Here is a 22,760-nt window from a genome sequence, read left to right on the forward strand (position 1 = left end):
TCGTCCCGGTGCGCCGTGCGACCAAAAATGACGTCGCCCTGCCGGCCGTCGCATGGTGTAGCTAACGTCATAGTCGGTGAGAACCGCGGACGGCACGAGGTTCGCGCCGCGTTAAAGACGTTGCTAATTAGTGATTCGCGGGGTCAGAAGTCTAGGCTTAAATACCATGAGCGAAGTGCTAAGTTTCAATGATGTCAGCGTGGTGCGCGGGCGTAAAGACCTGCTCAAGGACGTTTCCTGGCAGGTTAACGAGGGAGAGCGGTGGATCGTGCTCGGCCCGAACGGCGCCGGCAAGTCCACCCTGATGAACATTGCCTCCACCCGGATGCACCCTACCCGGGGCACCGCAGGCATCCTGGGCGAGACCCTGGGCCGCGTGGACGTCTTCGAGCTGCGACCGCTGATCGGCCTGAGCTCGGCCCTGGTCGCCAACTCGATCCCCGGCAATGAAACCGCGTTGAACGTGGTGCTGACCGCCGCCTACGGCATGACCGGCCGCTGGCGCGAGAAGTACGAGAAGCTCGACGAGCGCCGCGCGTTCGGCCTGCTGCACGACTGGGGCATGTCCACGTTCATGAACCAGTCCTTCGCCAAGCTCTCCGAGGGCGAACGCAAGCGCGTGCTGATCGCCCGCGCCCTGATGACCGACCCTGAGCTGCTGATCCTCGACGAGCCGGCCGCCGGCCTGGATTTGGCCGGCCGCGAGAACCTGGTCGCGAAGCTCGGCGAGCTGGCCTCCGACCAGTACGCTCCGGCGCTGGTGCTGGTGACCCACCACCTCGAAGAGATTCCCGAGGGCTTCACGCACATCCTGATGATGCGCGAGGGCCAGGTGGTCGCCGCCGGCGAGATCGCCGCGACGCTGACCGAGGAAAACCTCGAAGCCACCTATTCCATGCCGCTGGCCCTGCGCCGCGAGGGCGGCCGTTTCTCGGCGTTCGCGCGCCGCTAAGAGAGCCATCGCAAATAACAGGAGAGCCACACCATGATCGAATTCTGGCGTGAAGCCCTGGTCTTCCTCGGAGGACTGTGGGCCGGAACCATTAATACCGTGGTGGGATCGGGCACCCTGGTCACCTTCCCGATTCTCGTTGCGCTGGGCATTGCCCCGGTCAACGCGGTGGTCTCCAACGCCATGGGCCTGGTTGCCGGCGGATTCTCCGGCGCCTGGGGCTACCGGCGCGAGGCGGCCAGCGTCAAGGGTACGCTGCTGAAGCTGGTTCCGGTTTCCCTGGTCGGCGGCCTGATCGGCTCGCTGCTGCTGCTGAACCTGCCCGAGTCGGTGTTCGGGGTGGTCGCCCCGGTCCTGCTGGTGTGCGCGCTGGTGCTGGTGATCTTCCAGCCGCGGCTGGCCGCATGGGCCAAGACCCGGCAGGCCGCGCAGGGCGGCACGGACCCGGACGCCGCGGACAAGGCCAAGATCCCGCTGATCCTGTACATCCTGGTGTTCGTCATCGGCGTGTACGGCGGCTACTTCACCGCCGCGCAGGGTGTGCTGCTCATGGCGGTGTTCGGCGTCTTCCTGCAGGCCTCGCTGCAGCAGTCCAACGCGATCAAGGTGATCCTGTCGCTGATCGTGAACCTGGTCGCGGCGGTCATGTACCTGGTCATCGCGCCCGAGCGCATCCACTGGATCATCGTGCTGCTCATCGCCGTCGGCTCGCTGATCGGCGGGTTCATCGGCGCCAAGGTCGGACGCAAGCTCTCCCCGGGCTGGCTGCGCACCGTCATCGTCATCCTGGGCCTGGTGGCCCTGGCGAACATGGTCTACAAGCTGGTGGCCGGTGCCTGAGTTCCCCGCAGAAATCCTGAACCCCGAGCGGATCCTGCACGTCGCGGACCTGCAGGACGAGCGGCTGGACGAGTACCTTCGCCTGTCCGAGGCGCACCTGCGCATGCGCACCGACGTGGAAAACGGCCTGTACATCGCCGAGAGCACCAAGGTCGTGCAGCGCGCGATCAACGCCGGGCACACCCCGCGCAGCTTCCTGCTCGCGCAGAAGCACCTGGGCCAGCTCGTGGCGGAGTTCAACCGCTTCCCTGACGTGCCGATCTTCATCGGCGACGATGCGCAGCTGCAGGACCTGGTCGGCTTCCACCTGCACCGCGGCGCCATGGCGGCGATGAACCGCCCGGCGCCGCGGGACCTGGATGACGTGCTGGCCGCCAGCTCGCGGGTGGCGATCCTGGAGGACATCGCTGACCACACCAACCTGGGGGCGATCATCCGCTCGGCCTCGGGACTTGGCATCGACGCGGTGCTGCTCACCCCCAAATGCGTGGATCCCTGGTACCGGCGCAGCGCCCGCGTCTCCATGGGCACCGTGTTCGACCTGCCCTGGGTGCGCCTGGAATCCTGGCCGCGGGACATCGAGCGGATCCGCGCCCACGGCTACCGGATGCTCGCCATGGAGCTGACCGACGACGCCGTGCCGCTGAACGACATCCAGCTGGCCGCCGGCGAGAAAGCCGCGATGATCCTGGGCAACGAGGGCCGGGGAGTGACCGCGGAAGCGCTGGCCGCGGTCGACACAACCGTCATCATCCCGATGCACCGCGAGGTCGATTCGCTGAACGTGGGCGCCGCCAGCGCCATTGCGTTCTGGCATTTGTGCTCTTCGCCACGCTGAGCAGTTTTCATCCAGCCCCGCCCGTGCGCTAAGATGGAATGTCTGTGTGTTTCGATTCACCTGGTGGGTCGTGTGCAGGCGCAATTTTCCGAGCAATCAGCTGCTGGCAAAATCCAGTGGCCACAAACATAAAGGTGTATAGCTATGAAGGCTGATATTCATCCGCAGTACGGCCCAGTTGTCTTCAACGACCTGGCTTCCGGCGAAAAGATCCTGACCCGTTCGACCGCTACCTCGAACAAGACCATCGAGTGGGAAGACGGCAACACCTACCCGGTCATCGACGTCGAAATCTCGGCAGCTTCGCACCCGTTCTACACCGGCAAGCAGCGCATCATGGACACCGCCGGTCGTGTCGAGCGCTTCAACGCCCGCTTCAAGGGCTTCGGCGGCAAGAAGTAGTTCTTCGCCCCCTCGCAAGCTTTCACGGCGTGTTTCCAGATTTTCTGGAAGCACGCCGTTGCTGCTTTAACCGCAGATGCCCGCGTTTTTCGTGAGCGAAAATTCTGTTCAGCAGCGACTCGGGATTCACCGGATGTCCGCCGTGCAATCAGCTGGGGGTGTTGCCCGCATCGACGGCCATTGGCTAGAGTCGGCGTATCGTGGCGCCTGCGGGACTTCTTGTCAGCCGCAGGCCACCGTTGGATGGCTGGGCGCGACAGGGCCCGGATAGCCGCACGATCCATGCACCGACCATGAAACAAGGCAACAGGGGGAGAACATGCGCGCACTGCTCATCGAGTCCAAGGGCGCAGCGGCGCACCTCACCGATGCCGATCCGGACCTTCTTGAAGGCCCCGTCGAACTCGACATGCTGTACTCCAGCCTGAACTACAAGGACGGGCTCGCCCTGACCGGGAAAGGCATTGCGCGCTCCTGGCCCCTGATCCCGGGAATCGATGTTGTCGGACGGGTCACCCGGTCGGAAAGTCCCGAGTGGAACTCCGGCGACACTGTCATACTCAACGGGTCCGGGATTGGCGAAAGCACCCATGGCGGGTATGCGGACCAAGCTCGGGTCGCGCCCGACTTCCTCGTCCGGCTTCCCGGCACGCTCACCGCGCATCAAGCCGCGGCGATTGGCACCGCCGGGTTCGAGGCCGCAATCGCGGTGCAGAAAATCCTCGACTCGGCAGTGGCACCCGGCGACGGCGAGCTCCTGGTCACCGGCGCGGCCGGCGGCGTGGGCTCGATCGCCTGCGCGCTGCTTGCCCGCCATGGCTACCAGGTGGTCGCCTCCAGCGGGCGCGGCGACGAGGAAGCAGCGTACCTGAAGGCGCTCGGCGCGCAACGGATCATCGACCGCGCGACGCTGGCCGAGGAAGCCGGCGCCCCGCTTCAAAAACAGCGCTGGGCGGCCGCGATCGACGTGGCCGGGGGCACCACCCTGGCCAACGTGCTGGCCCAAACGTCGTACGGGGGACTGGTGGTCGCCTGCGGCATGGCCCAGAGTGCCGAGCTGTCCATTACCGTGTTCCCGCACATCCTGCGCGATGTCACCCTGGCCGGGGCCGACACCGTCAGCGCGCCGCTGGCCACCCGGACCCGGGCTTGGGAGCTGCTGGCCGCGGATCTCGATCTCAGCGTGCTTGAAGGGATGAGCACCACCATCGAACTCGAGCAGGTGCTGGACCGGGCCGAAGAGATCCTCGCGGGCCGCGTGCGCGGACGCACCGCGGTGCGCCTCACCGCGTGAGCGCCACTGCCCGCCCGTCGAGCAGGTGGTCAGGGATAGAATAGCCGCATGATGCATCACGGTGAATACAAGGTAGTCGGCGGCAAACTGGTCGTTGTGGATCTGGATACCGCGGACGAGGTGATCACCCGGGCTTCGCTGAACGGGGACTTCTTCCTTGAACCCGATGACGCGCTGGAAGACCTGAATGCGGCACTCACCGGGCTGCGCACCGATGCCAGCCACGGCACCATCCGCGATGCCGTCACCGCAAAACTGCGCGAGGGCGCGGTGATGTTCGGTTTTGACGCCGATGCGGTGGCCCGGGTGGTGCGCCGCGCGCTGGGCCACGCCACCAAGTGGGAAGACCATGACTGGCAGATCCTGGGCCCGGAGATCATACCGGTGGCCGAGCAGGTCGCCCTGGACGAGGTGCTGACCCGGCAGATCGCCAAGGGGGAGCGCAAGCCCACCATCCGGTTCTGGGACTGGGATGAATCGGCCGTGGTCATCGGCTCCTTCCAGTCGCTGCGCAACGAGGTCGACAGCCAGCAGGCCGAACACCACGGCATCAAGGTGGTGCGCCGCATTTCGGGCGGCGGGGCCATGTTCATGGAGGCCGGCAACTGCATCACCTATTCGCTCTACGCCCCGGAATCCCTCGTGGACGGCATGAGCTTCGCGGATTCCTACCCGTTCCTGGATTCGTGGGTCATGGAAGCGCTGGCGAAGATCGGCATCACCGCGCACTACAAGCCGCTGAATGACATCGCGACCGCAGCGGGAAAGATCGGCGGCGCCGCGCAGAAGCGCCTGGCCAACGGCGCCATGCTGCACCATGTGACGATGAGCTACGACATCGACGCCGAGAAGATGACGCAGGTGCTGCGCATCGGGCGCGAGAAGATCTCCGACAAGGGCATCACCTCGGCGGTCAAGCGCGTGGATCCGCTCAAATCGCAGACCAAGCTGGATCGGATGGAGATCATCGAGGTCATGATGGACACCTTCGCGCAGCACACCGGCGCGCAACGAGCCGAGCTGGACGAGAAGTCACGCCAGGCCGCGCGAGACCTGGCCGAAACGAAGTTCGACACCGACCAGTGGACGGCCAGAGTGCCGTAACCCGGCCGCAGTGCCCAGCGCGGCATTCGCTGGGGAGCCATTGGGAATAGAACCACCCTATATTCCCGCATTTCATGATTTGTGGGAATATAGGTGAAGTTCATTCCCATATCTTGGAAGGTGCCCAGCCAATGGTCCGTTCACTGCGACCCGGAATCCAGGGTGAAATGTCGGCCTCATGGCCTGCCATTGCCTTTGAGGAGATCGCGTGGATGGCAACTGCGGATGCCACGTATTCGCGCCGGCAGCGACTGCGCGCCCGCGGCCCCTATAGGGCCGCAGTTGTTCCGCAGATCGCGGATTGCCACCCGTGGGTTTCAGGGCGAACCTCTGCGCTGGTCGAAGAGGCCACGATCGAGACCGTACGCTTCGACCGTGATCTGGGTGATGCCGCCGCACCGTTTGCCGCACTGCTGCTCCGAAGCGAGTCGGCAGCCAGCTCGCAGATTGAGAACTTGACCGTTGGCGCACGGCGCCTGGCCTTGGCTCAATTGGGCGACCGCTCCAGCGTCAATGCAGCCCTGGTCGCTTCCAATATTTCCGCCATGTCTGCGGCAATCGACCTCGCGGAAAACCTCTGCAGCGAGAACATCCTGGCCATGCACCGCGCGCTGCTTGAAAGCTCCGAGCCCCAGCTAGCGGGACGCTACCGCACTGAAGCGGTGTGGATTGGCGGGAATTCCCCGCATTCAGCCATGTTTGTTCCTCCGCACCATGACAAGGTCGGCCCGGGCATCGCCGATTTGGTGCGGTTCATGCAGCGTGACGATATTCCCGCGCTGACGCAGACGGCCATTGCCCACGCGCAGTTCGAGACCATCCATCCCTTTCCGGATGGCAATGGTCGAACCGGCCGCGCGCTGGTCGGGTCGTTGCTGAGGAATAAGGGAGTTACCGAGAAGGTCACCATTCCGGTGTCATCCGGCTTGCTCACCGATACCGCGGCATATTTCGATGCACTCGGAGCCTACCGGGAGGGCGACATCGAACCCATCGTGGAAATGTTCGCGGAGTCCACTTTTAGGGCGACGGACAAAGGCAGGAAGCTGGCCGAGGACATCCGAAATGTCCGCGAACAGGTTCTTGCAGGGTTCGTTCGACCACCCCGCGGAGGCTTGAAGCAGGCCACGGAACTGATTTTCCGCGAACCGGCCATGACCGCCCAGCTGCTCATGCACGCCACCGGACAATCCTCCAGTGCCGCCTACCGGAATATCGAACGCCTGGAGCAGGTGGGTGCATTAAAAGCCGCGGGCTATGTCAACGGACAGAGGGCTTGGATCGCACCCAGGGTCATTGCGGCCCTTGACGATTTCGCAGCCAGAGCCGGTCGGCGCGTGCGCGGATGAAATTGACGGCAGCCCCCGGGCCGTTGGCGCTGAGTGCTCAGCGCTAGGCCCGGGGGCTGGCGGATTGCTACCGGCTGGTGCGGCTGAAGGCCTGGGCGTTCAGCGAACGCTGCAGCGCATCGCGCTCCTCGATGAGGATGCGGCGCAGGGCCTTGGGGGCTCCATCATGGCGTTCAAGCCAGACGGTGGCGTCGGCCAGCGCGGTGTTCTGCTCGATCGCCCCTTCCAGGTCCTGGGTCATCGGGTACAGGCCCTCGATGACGCGGGTGGCGAATTCCATGCTCATGGTCTCGAACACCGGTTGGATCGCGGCCCAGTAGCGCTGCTCGAACGGGGCGAGCAGCGAGGCCGATCCCATCGAGAAGCCCAGTGCCACCGCGGAGAGCGCGTCGTTGGACAGCGCACCGTCCTCGTCGCGGGCCATCAGCACGGTGTCGAACGCGTGCTCCTTGACCTGGGCGTCCGGGCGGGCGGCCAGCGCGGTGCGCACCGCATTCAGCGCCACACTGGTCGGGTTGGCCTTCGCGGCGGCGTGCATGCGCTGCTCGGCGGCTTCGTCCAGCCGGCCGGAGGCGGCCAGCGCGACGTAGGAATCCCAGAGCAGCTGCTCGTCCACGGCCACCGCGTACGGGTTCTCGCCCTCGGCGAGGAATGCGTCGATGACCTCGCCGGCCACCCCGGCGCGGGCCAGCCGGGCCAGGGTGCGGGCGGTGGTCGTCTGCTGGTCGCTGCCGGCCTCGAACCGGGTGAGCCATCCGGTGAGCACCTCGGCGGCGCGTTCGCGCAGCCCGGCGCGCAGTTCCGGCGCGGCGTAGCGGGAGATCGTGGTGACCAGCTGGTCGGTGAGCACGCCGAAGACGCCGGCGTCGGTGACGGTGTGCGCGTGGTCCAGGATCGCGCCGGCGTAGCTCTGCGCGTCCAGGGTGGCCGAGCGCACCGCATCCCACAGCGACGCCCAGCAGGTGGCGCGCGGCAGCGAGTCGGTCAGGCCGGACAGGTTCTCCAGCAGGGTGGCGCGGGAGGCGGCGTCGAAGTCGACCAGCGCGTAGGTCTCGTCCCCGTCGTTGGGCAGGACCAGGGCCGGGGCCGGCCGGCCGACCAGGAATGGCAGCGGCGCGCTGTCGCCGGTGAGCTCCACCGACTGCACCGCGGTGCGGGCCAGCGTGCCCTCGGACAGCGTGTAGGCGCCGACGGTCAGCACATGCGGGCGGCGGATCGGCTCATTGCTGATCGGATCGGTGCCGAACTGCACCAGCGATGCCTCGGTGACCAGTCCGGCCTCGTCGGTCGCGTAGTCCACGCGCAGCTTGGGCACGCCGCTGGTCTTCAGCCAGGCGTCGGCCCACTGGCCCATGTCGCGGCCGCTGGCCGTTTCCAAGGCCGCCAGGAAGTCATCCAGCGAAGTGTTGGAGTAGGCGTGCTTGCGGAAGTAGCTGCGTGCGGCGTCGCGGAAGGCCTCGGCGCCGACGAAGGCCGCCAGCTGCTTGAGCACACTGGCGCCCTTGGCGTAGGTGATGCCGTCGAAGTTCTGGTCCGCTGCCAGCAGGTCCGGGATGTCGGCGACGATCGGGTGGGTGGTCGGCATCTGGTCGGCCACGTAGGCCCAGGCCTTGCGGCGGGCGGCGAAGGTGGTCCAAGCGGTGGTGAAGTCCGTGGCGGCGTCGTTGGCCAGGGTGCCGATGTAGTCGGCGAAGGACTCCTTGAGCCACAAATCGTCCCACCACTTCATGGTGACCAGATCGCCGAACCACATGTGCGCCATCTCGTGCATGATGGTGTTCGCGCGCTGCTCGTGCTGGCCCTCGGTGGCGTGCGAGGTGAACACGTAGCGCTCGGTGAAGGTGACCAGGCCCGGGTTTTCCATGGCGCCCAGGTTGTATTCGGGCACGAACGCGGAATCGTACTTGCCCCACGGGTAGGGGTAGTCGAACAGCTCGTGGAAGTAGGCCAGGCCGCGGCTGGTCAGCTCCAGGACCTCTTCGCCGTCGAAGTGCTCGGCCAGCGAGGCGCGGCAGGTGGCGGCCATCTCGATGACCAGTTCCTCGCCGTTGGGAAGCTGCTGCACGTGCTCGTCGCGCACCACGTGGTAGGGGCCGGCCAGCACGGCGGTGATGTAGGAAGAGATCTTCGGGGTGGGGGAGCAGACCACGGTTTTGGTGCCGTCATCGTGGAAGACCTCGTCCACGATCGGCTGGTTGCTGGCCAGGTGCCAGGCCGAGGGGCCGGTGAGGGTGAAGCGGTAGCTGGTCTTCACATCCGGCTGCTCGAAGCAGGCGAAGACGCGGCGTGCCTCGGAGGGCTCGAACTGGGTGTAGAGGTAGGTTTCGCCGTCCTGCGGGTCCACGAAGCGGTGCAGGCCCTCGCCGGAGCGCGAGTAGATGGCCTGGCCGGTGATCTTCACGGTGTTCGGCGCGTCGGTGCGCAACCCTGACAGGTAGATGCGGGCGTCCAGCACGGCGTCGTCCAGGTCGATCGGGGCGCCGTTGACCAGGACCTCCTGCACGGACTCGTGGATGAAGTCCACGAAGGTCTCGCCGCTGGCGGTGTCGAAGTTTAGCGTCGTGACGGACCGGTAGCTGGTGGCGGCCTGGTCGGCCGCGTTGGAAAGATCCAGCTGGACCTCCGCGAAGTGCCAGGTGATATCGGCGGCGCGCAGCGCGGCCTCGTCCCGGCGGAGATTTTCGTTCGGTGCATAGCGTTCTAGTGTGTCCACCACACCAGCTTAGCTGTGAAGCAAGTGTTTGAGACTACCCGATGGGCAGATTTTTGGCCGTCGACTCCACACTAGCGCATGCCCCACGGTGCGCGCACTGCCAATTCGCGACCAATTCCCGGGTCGAATAGGGTTAAGCCAGAGAACGCAGACCAGCAGGAATGGGAGTACCAATGGACACCTTTATCAAGGGACCCTCCAAGCGCGACGTGGCCGGCATGAAGGCAGCCTTCGGCACGGTGGCGGCGGGCGACGTCGTCTCGGTGCTCTACAAGACCGTGCGCTTCGGCAACTTCCTGATCAGCGGACGGGCCCACGCCACGGTGCTCGACGACCTGATGGTCGGCGGGCTGAACGCCGCCGCGGCCAAGAAGGCCGCCAAGGGAGCCGACGGTGAAGAGGCCTTCCAGCGCCAGCCGGACAAGGACGTGCGTGCGTTCCCCGCCGAATTCGAGGGAAGCTTCGAGCCGGAGGCCGTGGAAGCGGCGGACTTGAAGCACGGCGACCTGGTGGTGGCCTCCTTCAGCCAGGAGCCCTATGGCGACTTCGTGGTCACCGGCGTGGTCACCGAGGCGGAGAACGACCACTCCTACCTGATGGTCGGCCCGTGGATCCTGCGCATTGCCGAGGGCAACGCCCCGCGCCTGCTTCAGGTCCAGCGGGTCTCGACCGCCGGCACCCACGTGGCCCCGGTGCCGACCCGCCGCGGGCTGGTCGAGGTCGCCGAACTCGCCAGCTAGGCGCGAATCGCCGTCAGGGGGCATCACCGATGAAACTCCACCATGTGCAGTTGCCGCGGGATCCCGGCGCGGTGGAACTCCCCGATCCGGAGGCCAGGCCATGATCCCGTCGCTGATTCGCGGCTACGACCGCTCCTGGGCGGTGGGGACCGTTGCGTGCACCGCGCTGTTCGCCACAGGGATCAGCCTGTGGTCGGTGATGGTTTCCGACCGGCTGCCGGCAGAACTCGCCACGCACTGGAACGAGCAGAATATCGCCGGCGGCTTCGAACCGCTGTTCGGGATCAACCTGCTGCTTTCGCTCACGGCCATCGTGTTGTGCGCCCTGGTCTGCGGGCTGGCCATCGCCCGCCGCGGCGCCTCGGCGCTCCTGGCCCGGGTCGGGGTTGGCCTCGGGGTGTTCTTCTCGCTGGGCGTCAACGCGATGCACCTGACGCTGATCGCCTCCCAGCGGGATGCTCCGGATCCGGCGCGGGTCACCATGAACCCTGCGCTGATGATTCCCACTGTCGGGCTGGCGGGTCTGGCCGGGCTGCTCGCCTTCATCTTCTATCGGCCGCAGCCTGCCGCTTAGCGGCTGAGCTGCTCAGGCGGTGCGCTGCTTGCGGCCGAACAGCGCCAACGCTGCGCCAATCGAGGCACCGAACATCATCAGCACCGAAAAAAGGTAGAAGAAGGTCGTATTCGCGGCGATGAACTGGGTTGCCGGCGGACCGGTCTCAGGCATGTAGTCGGCATAGCGCGTCGGTGTGGAAACCGCCAGCAGCAGCACGAAGCGCAGCACAAACGATGCCGCGGCGATGCCCAGCAGCACGACCAGCGTGGTGCGGGAAGGCAATCCCTTGGAACCGGTGTCTGCGGGGAGACGTTGGGCGGACATGATGAACAGGATGGCGCCCAGGGTCAGGCAGATGAACTGCAGGGCTACCGATCGCGTGGTCAGCATGGAAAGCAACGCCGCCCCGACGCCGAGCCAGGCCAGCTGCCGCGAACGAATCATCTCTGGGTGGGGATTGATCTCCGAACCTCTTTCGTGCAGAACTTCGCGGATGGCCACCGCTGCTATCGATGCCAGCCTACGTGGGATCGGCCGCGAGGCGAAGCTGGACCAGGGTCATGCTGTGGTTGCGGTTCACAATCTCGAAGCCTTCGGCCTTGAAGCTGCTGAGCACGCCCGTGAACAGGCCGGCGCTGTCTTTCGCAGTGATCTCCGTGTCGGTGGGTCGGGCGCGCAGGATTTCGGCCCCTGCATCTCGGGCATGCCCGATCGCCGCGCGCAGCAATTCGCGGGCGACCCCGCGCTTTCGATAGCCGTCGCGGACCACGAAGCAGGTCAGCGCCCAGATCGAGTGCGCCGCCTGGTGGCCCCGCGGCTTGAACCGGGGATAGCGGGTGCTCGGCCCGACCTGCACCCAGCCTGCGGGCTCGCCGTCCGCGTAGGCCACCAGACCGGCGGGGACCTGTCGGGTGCAGACCTGCGTCTGCAGCGCCAGATCGTTGGCGTCGGCGCCCTGGTTCCAGTTCTCGTCGATGAAGTACTGGCACTTGCACCAAGACGGGTCGCCGGTGGTGCCGAAAATCTGCCGGATGTCGTTCAACCGCTCGGCATCCGCCGAAAAGATCTCGATGCTCATGATGCCTGCCTGTTTCTCGTCTGGGAACCACCGAATCTGCTTGGACCCGCCGCACCGCGGGCGTAGCATGAGGCGCAATAACCTGCGCCTAAAGTACCGGAAACCCCGTGGAGAGGGAAGAGCCATGAGCCATGCACCGATACCCCAGATCAAGAGGTTCGACCATATCGGCGTCACGGTGTCGGACCTGGCAGCGGTGACCGGGTTCTTCGTGGAGCTGGGTCTGGAAGTCCAAGGAAGCCAGGAAGGCATGGAGGGGGAGTTCCTCGACACCGTCTGCGGCATCCCGGATTCGCGGACCAATATCGTGATGCTCGCGGTGCCCGGAACCGATGTCTGCATCGAACTGTCCAGCTTCGACCGCCCGGCTCCTGGCCCCGGGCAGCCGGAGGCGATGGCCAATGAGCTGGGACTGCGCAGCCTGGCCTTCGAAGTGGAGGACCTGCCCCTGCTGGTGAGCCGGTTGCAGGAGCGCGGCTACGGGCTGATCGGGGGTATCGGCGAATACGAGGGCATCTGGTCCATGGCCTACATCCGCGGGCCCGAGGGGCTGACCATCGCGTTGGCTCAACGGCTGGCGCAGCACTGAGGGCAAGAGCGCCTGGTCGGCTCGGATGATGGCCTCCGAACTCCCTTGCATCGTCGGGTGTGTCTTCGGTGCGGGGATGGGGCCTATCGTCTCTAGTGAACGCGTCAGGAATCCTGTTCGCAGCGCTTATAAGCAATCCACGATCCGATTCATTTTGTATCCGATCGGCGACATAACGTATTCATGAAAACCATCGATTCAGCAAAGGCGCTCGGCGCTGCGGCACGCGGTGCGCGCATTGAACGAGGGCTAAGTCAGCAAGCGCTAGCGGACCTTAATGGGCTTTCGAGGAAGTTCATTGGCGATTTGGAATCCGGCAAGAACTCACTTGAGTTAGGTCCTGCGCTCAAAGTCGCCAGTTCGCTGGGGATTCATTGGGGGGCTCCTGATCCTTCACCCCAGATGGTCTTGGACCAAGTTGCCAAGGATATAGCTGAAGAACTTTCTCAAGGGGAACGTGAGTCCACCTTGCGGATCGCCATGGACGCGCTCAAGCGCCTGAAATCAATGAGCCCGCAACGTTTGAAGAAACCTGAATCCACGGGAAGCGCAAAATTTGATGCGTTGCTTGCCGCTGGAGTGCGACTTGTTATGGAGGGCAACTTGCCGCATGTGCCACGGTGGGGGAGCGAAATTACCGCAGCCTTGGTTCCCCGGTGACGACACCCGGACGACGGGTGAGGCATTTCGAAATCTGACGATAAGACGGACCCCAAAGAAGTTTGCAGATTTCAATATCTTCATTAAGGACAATTCGCTGGAGGCCGCTTGAGTCGTGAACTGACTCTGGAAGAGATCCGCGGGCTCCTCAGGGAGCTTATCCGTCGGCTTGAAAGCGCCGCCCTGGCCACAACGATCCGACTGGTCGGGGGGAGCACCCATAGCACTGTCAGGCCACAGTAGGAGAGTTACGCGGGATGTTGAGGCCTCTCAGCCAGGCAGCGCGATATGGAAGACATCAGCTTTCTGGTTGCCGCGTTGGGTATCGAGGACCCCAATGAAGCCGTGAGGATTGCGGAAGAACTCTACACAGATGATGATGTCGCAGATTCACTCGTCAGTCGTGAAGATGCACCCATCGTGGCGCTGGAAGCATTAGAACAGGCACGCCACGACGAGATCCAGCCGGTCCCGAGGGGATTTTGGAAACTATGCTCCAGAATTTCCTCGTGCCGATGTTCTTTCGCCAGCAGCAGTGCTGTCCTCGATTGGTGAACTGGCAGGCGCAGCGCAGACTGCCCAAGCACGTGCGGGCCCCGTTATCCGGGAGGACAACGGGGCCCGCAGGCATACACGAGGTTCGGCGGATCAGGCTAGGCCTTGGCGCCGCTCTTGCGCAGGGACTTCTCGCTGACCGGGGCGTTGTCGCTGGCGCGCAGGCGGCGGAAGTACTCCATCGCCTCGTCCTGGCGCTGGCCCTCGATTCCGGAGGAGATCTCCGCGCGCAGGTGCTCCTGGGTGTAGCCGAAGGCGTCGACCAGGTCCTGGGCGTGCGGGCGCAGGCGGGCGAGCAGCCGGTTGACGTACTCCGGCAGGGTGCGGGCGCGCTGCATGGACAGGCGGCCGTTGGCCAGGAACCAGCCCAGGTCGTCCTCGATCACGCTCAGCGCGAAGACGTCGCGCAGCCAGGTCAGCACCTCCTTGGTGGCCGGATCCTGGATCTTGGCCAGGGCTGCGGTGAAGGCTTCCCAGCGCAGCAGCTGGCCGTGGTCGCGGGCGGCGGAGATGAGCAGGTCCTGGTTCTTGTTGAAGGCGTTGGCCGCCTTCACCGGATCCTTGCCCGCCGCGCGCAGGGCGCCGGCGACCTCGACGACCTTGGCGTTGATGCGCTCGGTGAGCAGCGCGCGCTGGTTGGCCGGGTCCTTGAAGAAGTTCGCGCTCTTGCGCTCGTCGCTCACGTCGGCGAAGGACTGGCCCACGCCGCGCAGCCCGAAGCGGTGCAGGGCGGTGCTGCCGACCTGCTTGGCCACGTAGCGGGCCACCGCGCCGGTATCCAGCTTGCGGAATTCCGAGGCGTAGTCGGTGAGCAGGCGCTTGCCCACCAGCTGCAGCAGCACGTTGTTATCGCCCTCGAAGGTGACGTAGATGTCCAGGTCGTTGTAGAGCTGGTTGAAGCGGTTCTTGGCCATGTAGCCCGAGCCGCCGCAGGCCTCGCGCGATTCCTGGATGGTGTCCAGCGCGTCCCAGGTGCTCAGCGGCTTCAGCGCCGCGGCGAGGGTCTCCAGGTCCTGGCGGTCCTCGTCGGTGTCCTCGCGGCCGGAGAAGACCGCGTCGAACTTGTCCAGCAGGTCGTCGTGCGCGAAGGAGGAGGCGTAGGTGCGGGCCACGCGGGTGAGCAGGCGGCGCTGGTGGCGCTGGTAATCCAGCAGCGTGGTCTCCTCGGTGTCCGAGGTGGAGTTGAACTGGCGGCGCTGGTTGGCATAGGTCACCGCGATCTGCAGGGCGATCTTCGAGGCGCTGGTGGCGGCGCCGTCCAGCGAGACGCGGCCCTGGACCAGGGTGCCCAGCATGGTGAAGAAGCGGCGGCCCGGGGAGGCGATTGGGGAGGTGTAGCTGCCGTCGGCGGCGACGTCGCCGTAGCGGTTGAGCAGGTTGGTGCGCGGCACACGCACGTTGGTGAAGTGCAGCCGGCCGTTGTCGATGCCGTTCAGCCCGCCCTTCAGGCCGTCGTCCTCGCCGCCCACGCCGGGCAGGAATTCGCCGTTTTCGTCGCGGATCGGCACGTAGAAGCAGTGCACGCCGTGGTTGACGCCCTTGGTGACCAGTTGGGCGAAGACGGTGGCTGCCTTGCCGTGCAGCGCGGCGTTGCCCAGGAATTCCTTCCAGGCGGCCTTGAACGGGGTGTGGATGACGAATTCCTCGGTGTCCTCGTCATAGGTGGCGGTGGTGGCGACGGCGGCGACGTCCGAGCCGTGGCCGATCTCCGTCATCGCGAAGGCGCCGGGGGTCTTCAGGCTCATGGCATCCGGCAGCCACTGGGCGTGGTGCTCCGCGGTGCCCAGGTGCAGGATCGCCCCGGCGAACAGGCCCCACTGCACGCCGGCCTTGATCTGCAGCGACGGGTCGGCGGCGACCAGCTCCTCGAAGGAGGCCAGCGAGCCGCCGTGGTCGTCATGGCCGCCGAATTCGGCCGGGAAGGCGCGCTGCACTGCTTGCTCCTGCACCAGGATGCCCAGCTGCTCCAGCACGCGGGCGCGGTGCGCGTCCATCGGCAGGGAGGGGTCGCGCTGCAGCTCGGGGCGGGCGGCGCGGGCGCGCGAGGCCTTGCGGACCTCGGCGTAGGGGCCGAGCAGCTGCTCGGCCAGGGCGTTGACGTCGATGCGGGTCTCACTCATGTCGTTACCTTTCGTTCTCTGCACAAAGTTGGTGGCGTGGTTGCTAGCGGGTTGCGGCGATGCCGTAGATGAGCCAGCTGGTCAGTTCGTCGGCCAGCGCGGCCAGGCTGGGCTTGTCCGGCGAGCCCGGTTGGCGCAGCCATTGCTCGCCGGCGGCGCGGACCATGCCCAGGGCCGCGCGCGGCCACAGGCTGATGGCCGTCGCGCCGGCCGCCGCCGGCAAGCTGGTCAGGCGCTGCGCGATCAGCGAGGTGATCTCCTCGAAGAAGTCGTTCAGCGCGCCGGAGGCGTCGTCGCCGCCGGAGGCCGGGGCCCCGGCCGCCGCGTCCCGGGGGACCGCGGTGACGAAGAAGTAGAGGTTGGGGGAGTTCGCGGCCAGCTCCAGGTAGGCGGTGACCATTGCGTGCAAGGCGCTGGCCTCGTCCTGCTTGGCCAGGCCCGCGGCGATCACACGCTGGCGGAAGTCGGTGATGACCATCGCTCCCAGCGCCTGGCGCAGCCCTTCCTTGTCCCCGAAGTAGCGGTAGTAGACCGGCTTGGAGGTCTTGGCGTGGTTCGCGATCTCCTGGATGGACACCTGCGGGCCGAGCTGGTGCACCGCCTTGCGGGCGAGCCTGAGCAGCTCCTCGTGCCGGGCGGTGCGGTGCGCCTCCCAGCGGGATGCGCGGCCGTCGGCTGCCGGGTCGAATACTTCGGTGATCTTGTTCACGTTACTCACAGTATCATGTACTCTTGGTTACAGTAATACCTGTCACATCAAATTCTCTGTAGGAGTTCAACCCAGATGAGCCAGCCCTCAGTGCGCAATGCAGTGATCATCGGCGGGAACCGCATCCCGTTCGCCCGTTCCAACACCGCCTACGTCAACGCTTCCAACCAGGACATGTTCACCGCCGCGCTGGAAGGCCTGGTGGCGCGCTTCGGCCTGCAGGGTGAACGCCTCGGCGCCGTCGCCGGCGGAGCGGTGCTCAAGCACTCCAAGGACTTCAACCTGGTCCGCGAATCCGTGCTGGGCAGCTCGCTGGACCCCGCCACCCCCGCCTACGACGTGCAGATGGCCTGCGCCACCGGCATGGAGGCCATCGGCTCGCTGGCCAACAAGATCAAGCTGGGCCAGATCGAATCCGGCATCGGCGGCGGCGTGGACACCACCTCGGACGCGCCGATCGCGGTCTCCGAATCGCTGCGCGGCATCCTGCTGGAACTCTCCCGCGCCCGCAGCACCAAGGCCAAGCTGGCCGCGCTGGCCAAGATCCGCCCCTCGCACCTGGCGCCCAGCGCCCCGGGCACCGGCGAGCCGCGCACCGGGCTGTCCATGGGCGACCACCAGGCGCTGACCACCAAGGCCTGGAACATCACCCGCGAAGCCCAGGACGAGCTGGCGCTGGCCAGCCACCTGAACCTGGCCGCCGCCTACGACCGCGGCTTCTTCAACGACCTGCTGACCCCGTTCAAGGGGCTGAGCCGCGACAACAACCTTCGCGCCGACTCCACCCTGGAGAAGCTGGCCAAGCTCAAGCCCGCCTTCGGCAAGAACCTGGGCGAGGCGGCCACCATGACCGCCGGCAACTCCACCCCGCTGACCGACGGCGCCTCCACGGTGCTGCTGGGCAGCGAGGACTTCGCCGCCGCGCACGATTTGCCGATGCTGGCGAACTTCGTGGACTTCGAAGCCGCCGCGGTGGACTTCGTGCACGGCGCCGAAGGCCTGCTCATGGCCCCGGCCTACGCCACCGCGCGGCTGCTGGAGCGCAACAACCTTTCGCTGCAGGACTTCGACTTCTACGAGATCCACGAGGCCTTCGCCGGCACCGTGCTCGCCACGCTGGCCGCCTGGGAGGACGAGCAGTTCTGCCGTGAGAAGCTGGGACTGGATGCGCCGCTGGGCGCCATCGACCGCGGCAAGCTGAACGTGAACGGCTCCTCGCTGGCGGCCGGGCACCCGTTCGCCGCCACCGGCGGGCGCATCATCGCCAGCACCGCCAAGATGCTGGCCGAAAAGGGCAGCGGCCGCGCACTCATTTCGGTGTGCGCCGCCGGAGGCCAGGGAGTCGTCGCGATTGTGGAGGCACGCAAGTAATGGCAGACAAGTACATGGAACTGGTCAACACCGGCATGACCAAGAAGCTCGCGAAGCTCTTGGGGCTGCCGCGCCCGCCGCGGCTGCGCCGCTACGGCGAAACCACCCCGTTGCTGCCCGGCCCGGTGCTGGTGCTGGGCAGTTCGGCCCGCGCCCAGGAACTGAGCGACACGCTGGTCTCCTGGGACCTGGACGTGCGCCGCCACGACGCCGGGGACGCCAAGCTAGGCGGGCTGGTGCTGCTGCTCGACGAGCTCACCCACCCCGAACAGCTCTCTGCGCTGATGCTCGCCGCCGGCGCGGCGCTGCGCCAGCTGGTGCCCGGGGCCCGCGTGGTCTCGATCTCCCGCCCGGCGCTGGACACCGACGCACCGGCCCTGGCCGCGGTGCGCCAGGGCATCGACGGCGCCATGCGCTCGCTGGGCCGTGAAATGCGCGGCGGGGCCACCGCCAACGGCATCCTGCTCAACGAGGGCACCGACCTGCTCAGCCCCGGCACCCTGGGCGCGCTGCGCTTCTTCTTCTCCGGCCGCAGCGCCTACATGGACGGCCAGTTCCTCACCGTGCGCACCACCGAGGGCGCGCTGCCTCAGGATTTCCGCAAGCCGCTGGCCGGCAAGGTCGCGGTGGTCACCGGGGCCGCACGCGGCATCGGCGCCTCGATCGCCCGCACCCTGGCCCGCGACGGCGCCCAGCTGGTGGTGGTGGACATGCCGGCCGCCGGCGAGGCGCTGGCCGCGGTGGCCAACCAGATCGGCGCGACCACCCTGCAGCTGGATGTCACCGCGAAGGACGCCGCCCAGCAGATCATGGACCACGCCATCGGCCGCCACGGCTCGCTGGACATCGTGGTGCACAACGCCGGCATCACCCGCGACAAGCTGCTGGCCAACATGGACGCGGCGCGCTGGGATTCGGTGATCGCGGTGAACATCGCCTCGCAGCTGCGCATGAACGAGGTGTTCCTGGCCGCCAAGCTGCCGGGGCTGCGCGTGGTGTCGCTGGCTTCCACTTCCGGGATCGCCGGCAACCGCGGGCAGACCAACTACGCCGCCTCCAAGGGCGGGGTGATCGGCATGGTGCGCTCCAGCGCCAAGCTGTTCGCCGAACAGGGCGGCTCCATCGCCGCGGTGGCCCCGGGCTTCATTGAAACCGAGATGACCGCGAAGATCCCGCTGGGCACCCGCACCGTGGCCCGCATGGTGCTGCCCTCGCTGATGCAGGGCGGGCTGCCGCAGGACGTCGCCGAGGCGATCTCCTTCCTCGGCTCGGACGCCGCCGCCGGCCTGAACGGCCAGGTGCTGCGCGTGTGCGGCCAATCGCTGGTGGGTGCCTAGATGGGCGCCGAGCTGGTCGCGCAGATCCCGTCCATGGGCTCGGTCTACGCCAAAGCGGTGAAGACCCTGGGCCGCAAGGGGCGCAACCCGGTGCTGCCCTCCACGGTGCTGGTCCACCGCTCGGCCGCGGCGGATCCGGGTGGGCTGGATGCGTTCCGCCGCGCGGTCGGCGCCCCGTCCAACGGGGTGCTGCCCAGCCTCTACGTGCATTCGCTGGCCTTCCCGCTGGCCATGTCGCTGATGCTGCGCGCCGACTTCCCGCTGCCGCTGCTGGGCATGATCCACCTGCGCAACCAGGTGGCAGTGCACCGCCCGCTGGCCGAGGACGAGGTGTTCGACGTGGAGGTATTCAGCGAGAACCTGGCCGCCCACCCCAAGGGCGCGGCTTTCGACCTGGTGGTGCGCATCGTGGTGGACGGGCAGGAACGGATGGAGCTGCGCAGCACCTTCCTGGCCAAGGGGGTCAAGCTTGAAGGCTTCGTTCCGGAGAAGTCGGTGCATGCGGCGTTCGAGCCGCCGCAGCGCACCGCCTCCTGGAAGCTGGATGCCGGGACCGGGCGGCGCTGGGCGGCGGTGGCGGGGGACTACAACCCGATCCACCTCAGTTCGCTGAGCGCCAAGGCCCTGGGCATGCCGCGGGCCATCGCCCACGGCATCTACCTGGCCGCCCGCGCCCTGTCCGGCATCGAGCCGGCGGCCGGCGAGTACCGGTGGAGCATCGAGTTCAAGACCCCGGTGGTGCTGCCGGCCGGCGTCGACCTGGCGTTCACCCGCACGGAGGCGGGCTTCGAGGTGGCGGCGTGGAGCCCCCGCAAGGGCAAACCGCACTTCGAGCTGACGCTTCAAACGCAGGCATGACACCAAGCGAAGGTGCAGGACCATAAAGGTCCTGCACCTTCGCTTTTTTTGCGGGGAAATCAGCCGATCAGTGCGCTTTGCGCCATGCGGTAGCTGGCCAGCGAGGCGACCGCGGCCCGCTCCCAGGTGAACTCCCCGGAGTGCTCCAGCGCGTCGTGCCCGGCCTGGGTGACCAGCTTCGGGTTTTCGGCCAGCTCGACGAGCTTCTGCGCCCACAGCTGCGGGTCCGGTTCCGGCATGAGCCATCCCGAGCGTCCGTCGCGCACCGCGTAGCCCAGCCCGCCGACCGCGTTGGCCAGCACCGGGGTGCCGCAGGCCTGCGCTTCGGCGGCGACCAGCCCGAAGGTCTCGGACAGCGACGGCACGGCGACCACGTCGGCATTGGCGAACACCGCCGCCAGCTGCGCTGGCTTCAGCGGGTCGAAGAAGCGCACCAGGTCGGCGAGGTCCTCGCGTTCCACCAGCGCCTGCAGGTCGTAGTCGGCGCTGCCGGAGCGCGCCCCGAACAGCGAGGCGGTAATACGCAGCTGCGGGTGGCTGCGCCGGGCCAGGCCCATGGCTTCAAGCATCACATGCGCGCCCTTGAGCGGCTGCAGCCGTCCGGCATACACCAGGTGCAGGTCGTCGGGGCCCAGCGGGCGGCAGAGCTTGTCCTGCTCGGGATGGAAAATCCGGTGGTTCACCCCGGGCAGCACCACATCCAGCTTCTGCCGGTCCACCTCGTAGAAACGGGCCAGCTGGCGCGCCTCCACCGGGGTGTTGGCGATGATGCGCGAGGCCTCGGCCAGCAGCTGCTTCTCGGCCTGCTTGCGCGGCCCGGGCTCCGGGATGCCGGATTCGAATTCCTTCGCGGCGGCCGAGGTGTGCATCGAGAGGATCAGCGGGGCGCGGAATTCCCGGGCCAGCTGCAGGCCCACCATGCCCGAGAGCCAGTAGTGGGCATGGATGATGTCGATGTCCAGGCCGTGCAAGTGCTCGGAAATCGCGGCCGCCGCCGGATCGATGATCTGCGGCAGCTCTTCCTTGCCCAGCTGCTGGTGCGCCGCGATCTGCACCTGGTGCATCCATACGCCCTCGGCGACCTGCTGGGATTCGGAGTCCGCGGCGGTGCGCGTGACCATGTGCACCTCGTGCCCCAGCGCGCCCAGCGCGAAGGACAAATTCTGGATGTACACGTTCATGCCTCCGGCGTCGCCCGACCCGGGTTGCTGCATGGGCGAGGTGTGCAGGGAGAGCATGGCAATGCGCATCGGAGGACTCCGGATTTCCTAACGAACGAACCGGCCGCGGCAACGGCCTACCCTTGATGCTATCAACTGAGCCAATCGAGCATCGTGTTGTTGGCGGACTCCCAGTGGGCCGCCATCTGCGTGCCTCCGTGCCCGTCGTTCTCGCAGATCACCAGCTGCGATCCGGGCCAGTGGCGATGCAGCTCCCAGGCGGTGCGCAAGGGGCTGGAAATATCCTGCCGGCCGTGGACCAGGATCCCCGGAATGTGCTCGATGCGGTCCATCCGCTCCAGCAGCGGTGGGTCGTTGAACCCCGCGTGCAACCAGAAATGCGTGGTGAGCCGCGCGAAGGCCTGGCGGAATCGGGCATCGTCCCAGCGCGGGTCGCGCACCACGGGTTCGCGGCCCAGCGAAACATGCGTATCCTCCCACAGTGCCCACGCCTGCGATGCCGCATCGCGCAGCTGCGCGTCGGGCGCGGCGAGCAGATCGGCGTAGGCCTGGACGATGCGGCCGGCGCCGCGGGTGTAGGCGGGGTGGTGGATCTCGGCGAAGCTGGCGAACTCGTCCCACGCCTCGGGGAAGACCGCCCCGACGGTCTCGGTGATCCACCGGACTTCGGCCTCGCTGGTAGCGGTGACCGCGAACAGCACGAGCCCCGATACCCGTTCGGGATGGGCCTGGGCGTAGGCCAGCGCGAGGGTGGAACCCCACGAGACGCCGTTGAGCACCCATTGCCCGATGCCCAATGAGCTGCGCAGCCGTTCGATGTCGCCCACGAGCTTGGCCGTGGTGAAATCCGACAGCGGCACCAGGAGGTTGGCGGCCGATGGGGTTGACCTGCCGCAGCCGCGCTGTTCGAAAGTGACGAGCCGGGTTCGTTCCAGGTCCCAGCGGTGGCGATAGCCGCTCGCACCCAGCGTCCCGCCCGGCCCGCCGTGCAGGTACAGCACCGGTTGGCCGTCGGGATTGCCCCATTGCTCCCAATACATCTGGTGCCCGTCGTCCAAGGGAAGCATGCCTGACACATCGGGCATGGCTGGCTTGTCGTGGTGTCCGTTCATGTCGCTCGCTCCCGGGCCCGAGTGTGGTGGATTGCTGGAATCGCTGCCAGCTTACGTCCGCAAGCGAGTAAAACCGGCAATTCAGGCGAAAATGTTGTGACCCTTGACACGAATTTGCCCCGAGATCGCTGAAACTGCCTACTCAACCGCGATTATTCCGCGAAATTCCGGGATTTTCGACCTCTTTGGGCCAAGTGGCGCCCGATTGGAATTCACGCGAAGGCGGTGGTAAAGTTTTACTTCGTTGCCAGCGATAACAACGCGAGCAACAGACAACCTGCGCGGGTGGCGGAATAGGTAGACGCGCCAGCTTGAGGTGCTGGTCCTCGAATAGAGGGTAGGGGTTCAAGTCCCCTTTCGCGCACAGGTAAATCCCCGGTTGACTTCGGTCAACCGGGGATT

At 66.6% G+C, this 22,760-nt stretch carries 22 protein-coding genes and 1 tRNA gene; 16 read left to right on the forward strand and 7 right to left on the reverse strand.

Annotation, left to right across the window (positions count from 1 at the left end):
- Positions 1-166: 166 nt before the first annotated feature.
- The 7 genes from JQN66_RS08185 to JQN66_RS08215 all read left to right on the forward strand — a co-directional run bounded on the left by JQN66_RS08185 (position 167) and on the right by JQN66_RS08215 (position 6,779).
- Positions 167-952 (forward strand): ABC transporter ATP-binding protein, encoded by a 786-nt coding sequence (locus JQN66_RS08185; protein ID WP_188950284.1) that lies wholly within the window; start codon positions 167-169, stop codon positions 950-952.
- Between the two features lie 33 nt (positions 953-985).
- Entirely contained in the window at positions 986-1,792 is an 807-nt protein-coding gene (locus JQN66_RS08190; RefSeq protein ID WP_204677340.1) for a sulfite exporter TauE/SafE family protein, read from the forward strand.
- Positions 1,785-2,630: a TrmH family RNA methyltransferase gene (locus tag JQN66_RS08195; RefSeq protein ID WP_420870950.1), complete on the forward strand. Its 846-nt coding sequence runs from the start codon at positions 1,785-1,787 to the stop codon at positions 2,628-2,630. The genes JQN66_RS08190 and JQN66_RS08195 overlap by 8 nt, the downstream gene beginning before the upstream one ends.
- A gap of 144 nt (positions 2,631-2,774) precedes the next feature.
- Complete coding sequence (locus JQN66_RS08200) at positions 2,775-3,032, forward strand: type B 50S ribosomal protein L31 (RefSeq protein ID WP_047119068.1); 258 nt, start codon at positions 2,775-2,777, stop codon at positions 3,030-3,032.
- A 319-nt stretch (positions 3,033-3,351) separates the two neighbouring features.
- Entirely contained in the window at positions 3,352-4,326 is a 975-nt protein-coding gene (locus JQN66_RS08205) for an MDR family oxidoreductase (RefSeq protein WP_204677341.1), read from the forward strand.
- A 48-nt stretch (positions 4,327-4,374) separates the two neighbouring features.
- Complete coding sequence (locus tag JQN66_RS08210; protein WP_204677342.1) at positions 4,375-5,430, forward strand: lipoate-protein ligase LplAB; 1,056 nt, start codon at positions 4,375-4,377, stop codon at positions 5,428-5,430.
- Positions 5,431-5,642: 212 nt separating this feature from the next.
- Positions 5,643-6,779, forward strand: a complete 1,137-nt coding sequence (locus tag JQN66_RS08215; RefSeq protein ID WP_239464175.1) for a Fic family protein — start codon at positions 5,643-5,645, stop codon at positions 6,777-6,779.
- A gap of 67 nt (positions 6,780-6,846) precedes the next feature.
- On the opposite strand, the gene pepN is transcribed toward JQN66_RS08215, so the two are convergent.
- Entirely contained in the window at positions 6,847-9,492 is a 2,646-nt protein-coding gene (gene pepN / locus JQN66_RS08220) for an aminopeptidase N (protein WP_204677344.1), read from the reverse strand.
- Between the two features lie 173 nt (positions 9,493-9,665).
- Here pepN and JQN66_RS08225 point away from each other — a divergent pair, with 173 nt between their 5' ends.
- Complete coding sequence (locus JQN66_RS08225; RefSeq protein ID WP_204677345.1) at positions 9,666-10,232, forward strand: hypothetical protein; 567 nt, start codon at positions 9,666-9,668, stop codon at positions 10,230-10,232.
- Positions 10,233-10,332: 100 nt separating this feature from the next.
- The gene (locus tag JQN66_RS08230) at positions 10,333-10,806 is read left to right on the forward strand and encodes a hypothetical protein (RefSeq protein WP_204677346.1); all 474 of its coding nucleotides are present in this window, start codon (positions 10,333-10,335) and stop codon (positions 10,804-10,806) included.
- A 12-nt stretch (positions 10,807-10,818) separates the two neighbouring features.
- On the opposite strand, the gene JQN66_RS08235 is transcribed toward JQN66_RS08230, so the two are convergent.
- Together JQN66_RS08235 and JQN66_RS08240 are read right to left on the reverse strand one after the other, a co-directional pair.
- Positions 10,819-11,289, reverse strand: a complete 471-nt coding sequence (locus JQN66_RS08235; protein WP_204677347.1) for a hypothetical protein — start codon at positions 11,287-11,289, stop codon at positions 10,819-10,821.
- 19 nt (positions 11,290-11,308) lie between these two features.
- The gene (locus JQN66_RS08240) at positions 11,309-11,866 is read right to left on the reverse strand and encodes a GNAT family N-acetyltransferase (protein WP_204677348.1); all 558 of its coding nucleotides are present in this window, start codon (positions 11,864-11,866) and stop codon (positions 11,309-11,311) included.
- Between the two features lie 124 nt (positions 11,867-11,990).
- On the opposite strand from JQN66_RS08240, the gene JQN66_RS08245 reads away from it, so the two are divergent.
- From JQN66_RS08245 to JQN66_RS08255, 3 genes are all read left to right on the forward strand, one after another.
- The gene (locus tag JQN66_RS08245) at positions 11,991-12,455 is read left to right on the forward strand and encodes a VOC family protein (RefSeq protein ID WP_204677349.1); all 465 of its coding nucleotides are present in this window, start codon (positions 11,991-11,993) and stop codon (positions 12,453-12,455) included.
- 183 nt (positions 12,456-12,638) lie between these two features.
- Positions 12,639-13,115, forward strand: coding sequence for a helix-turn-helix domain-containing protein (locus JQN66_RS08250; protein WP_204677350.1), 477 nt, complete (start codon positions 12,639-12,641; stop codon positions 13,113-13,115).
- Positions 13,116-13,403: 288 nt separating this feature from the next.
- Positions 13,404-13,670: a hypothetical protein gene (locus tag JQN66_RS08255; protein WP_204677351.1), complete on the forward strand. Its 267-nt coding sequence runs from the start codon at positions 13,404-13,406 to the stop codon at positions 13,668-13,670.
- Between the two features lie 98 nt (positions 13,671-13,768).
- On the opposite strand, the gene JQN66_RS08260 is transcribed toward JQN66_RS08255, so the two are convergent.
- A complete protein-coding gene (locus tag JQN66_RS08260) occupies positions 13,769-15,790 on the reverse strand; it encodes an acyl-CoA dehydrogenase family protein (protein ID WP_204677352.1) in 2,022 nt (673 codons plus the stop codon).
- 43 nt (positions 15,791-15,833) lie between these two features.
- Positions 15,834-16,508, reverse strand: a complete 675-nt coding sequence (locus JQN66_RS08265; protein WP_239464176.1) for a TetR/AcrR family transcriptional regulator — start codon at positions 16,506-16,508, stop codon at positions 15,834-15,836.
- A gap of 66 nt (positions 16,509-16,574) precedes the next feature.
- Here JQN66_RS08265 and JQN66_RS08270 point away from each other — a divergent pair, with 66 nt between their 5' ends.
- From JQN66_RS08270 to JQN66_RS08280, 3 genes are read left to right on the forward strand one after another with little or no spacing between them, the layout of a single operon-like run.
- Positions 16,575-17,870 carry an acetyl-CoA C-acetyltransferase gene (locus JQN66_RS08270; RefSeq protein WP_188948181.1) on the forward strand — a complete coding sequence of 432 codons (1,296 nt, stop codon included), beginning with the start codon at positions 16,575-16,577 and terminating at the stop codon, positions 17,868-17,870.
- Positions 17,870-19,207: a 3-oxoacyl-ACP reductase gene (locus JQN66_RS08275; protein ID WP_204677353.1), complete on the forward strand. Its 1,338-nt coding sequence runs from the start codon at positions 17,870-17,872 to the stop codon at positions 19,205-19,207. Before JQN66_RS08270 ends, JQN66_RS08275 begins: the two co-directional genes overlap by 1 nt.
- Positions 19,208-20,065 carry a MaoC/PaaZ C-terminal domain-containing protein gene (locus JQN66_RS08280; RefSeq protein WP_204677354.1) on the forward strand — a complete coding sequence of 286 codons (858 nt, stop codon included), beginning with the start codon at positions 19,208-19,210 and terminating at the stop codon, positions 20,063-20,065.
- A gap of 59 nt (positions 20,066-20,124) precedes the next feature.
- Here the strand turns inward: JQN66_RS08280 and JQN66_RS08285 are convergent, their stop codons facing one another.
- Together JQN66_RS08285 and pip are read right to left on the reverse strand one after the other, a co-directional pair.
- A complete protein-coding gene (locus JQN66_RS08285) occupies positions 20,125-21,315 on the reverse strand; it encodes a glycosyltransferase (protein ID WP_204677355.1) in 1,191 nt (396 codons plus the stop codon).
- Positions 21,316-21,377: 62 nt separating this feature from the next.
- A complete protein-coding gene (gene pip / locus JQN66_RS08290) occupies positions 21,378-22,358 on the reverse strand; it encodes a prolyl aminopeptidase (RefSeq protein WP_239464177.1) in 981 nt (326 codons plus the stop codon).
- A gap of 279 nt (positions 22,359-22,637) precedes the next feature.
- On the opposite strand from pip, the gene JQN66_RS08295 reads away from it, so the two are divergent.
- Positions 22,638-22,722: transfer RNA gene (locus JQN66_RS08295), tRNA-Leu, on the forward strand.
- Positions 22,723-22,760 lie beyond the last annotated feature (38 nt).

It is taken from the genome of Glutamicibacter protophormiae (genome assembly GCF_016894325.1).
GTDB classification, from domain to species: domain Bacteria; phylum Actinomycetota; class Actinomycetes; order Actinomycetales; family Micrococcaceae; genus Glutamicibacter; species Glutamicibacter protophormiae.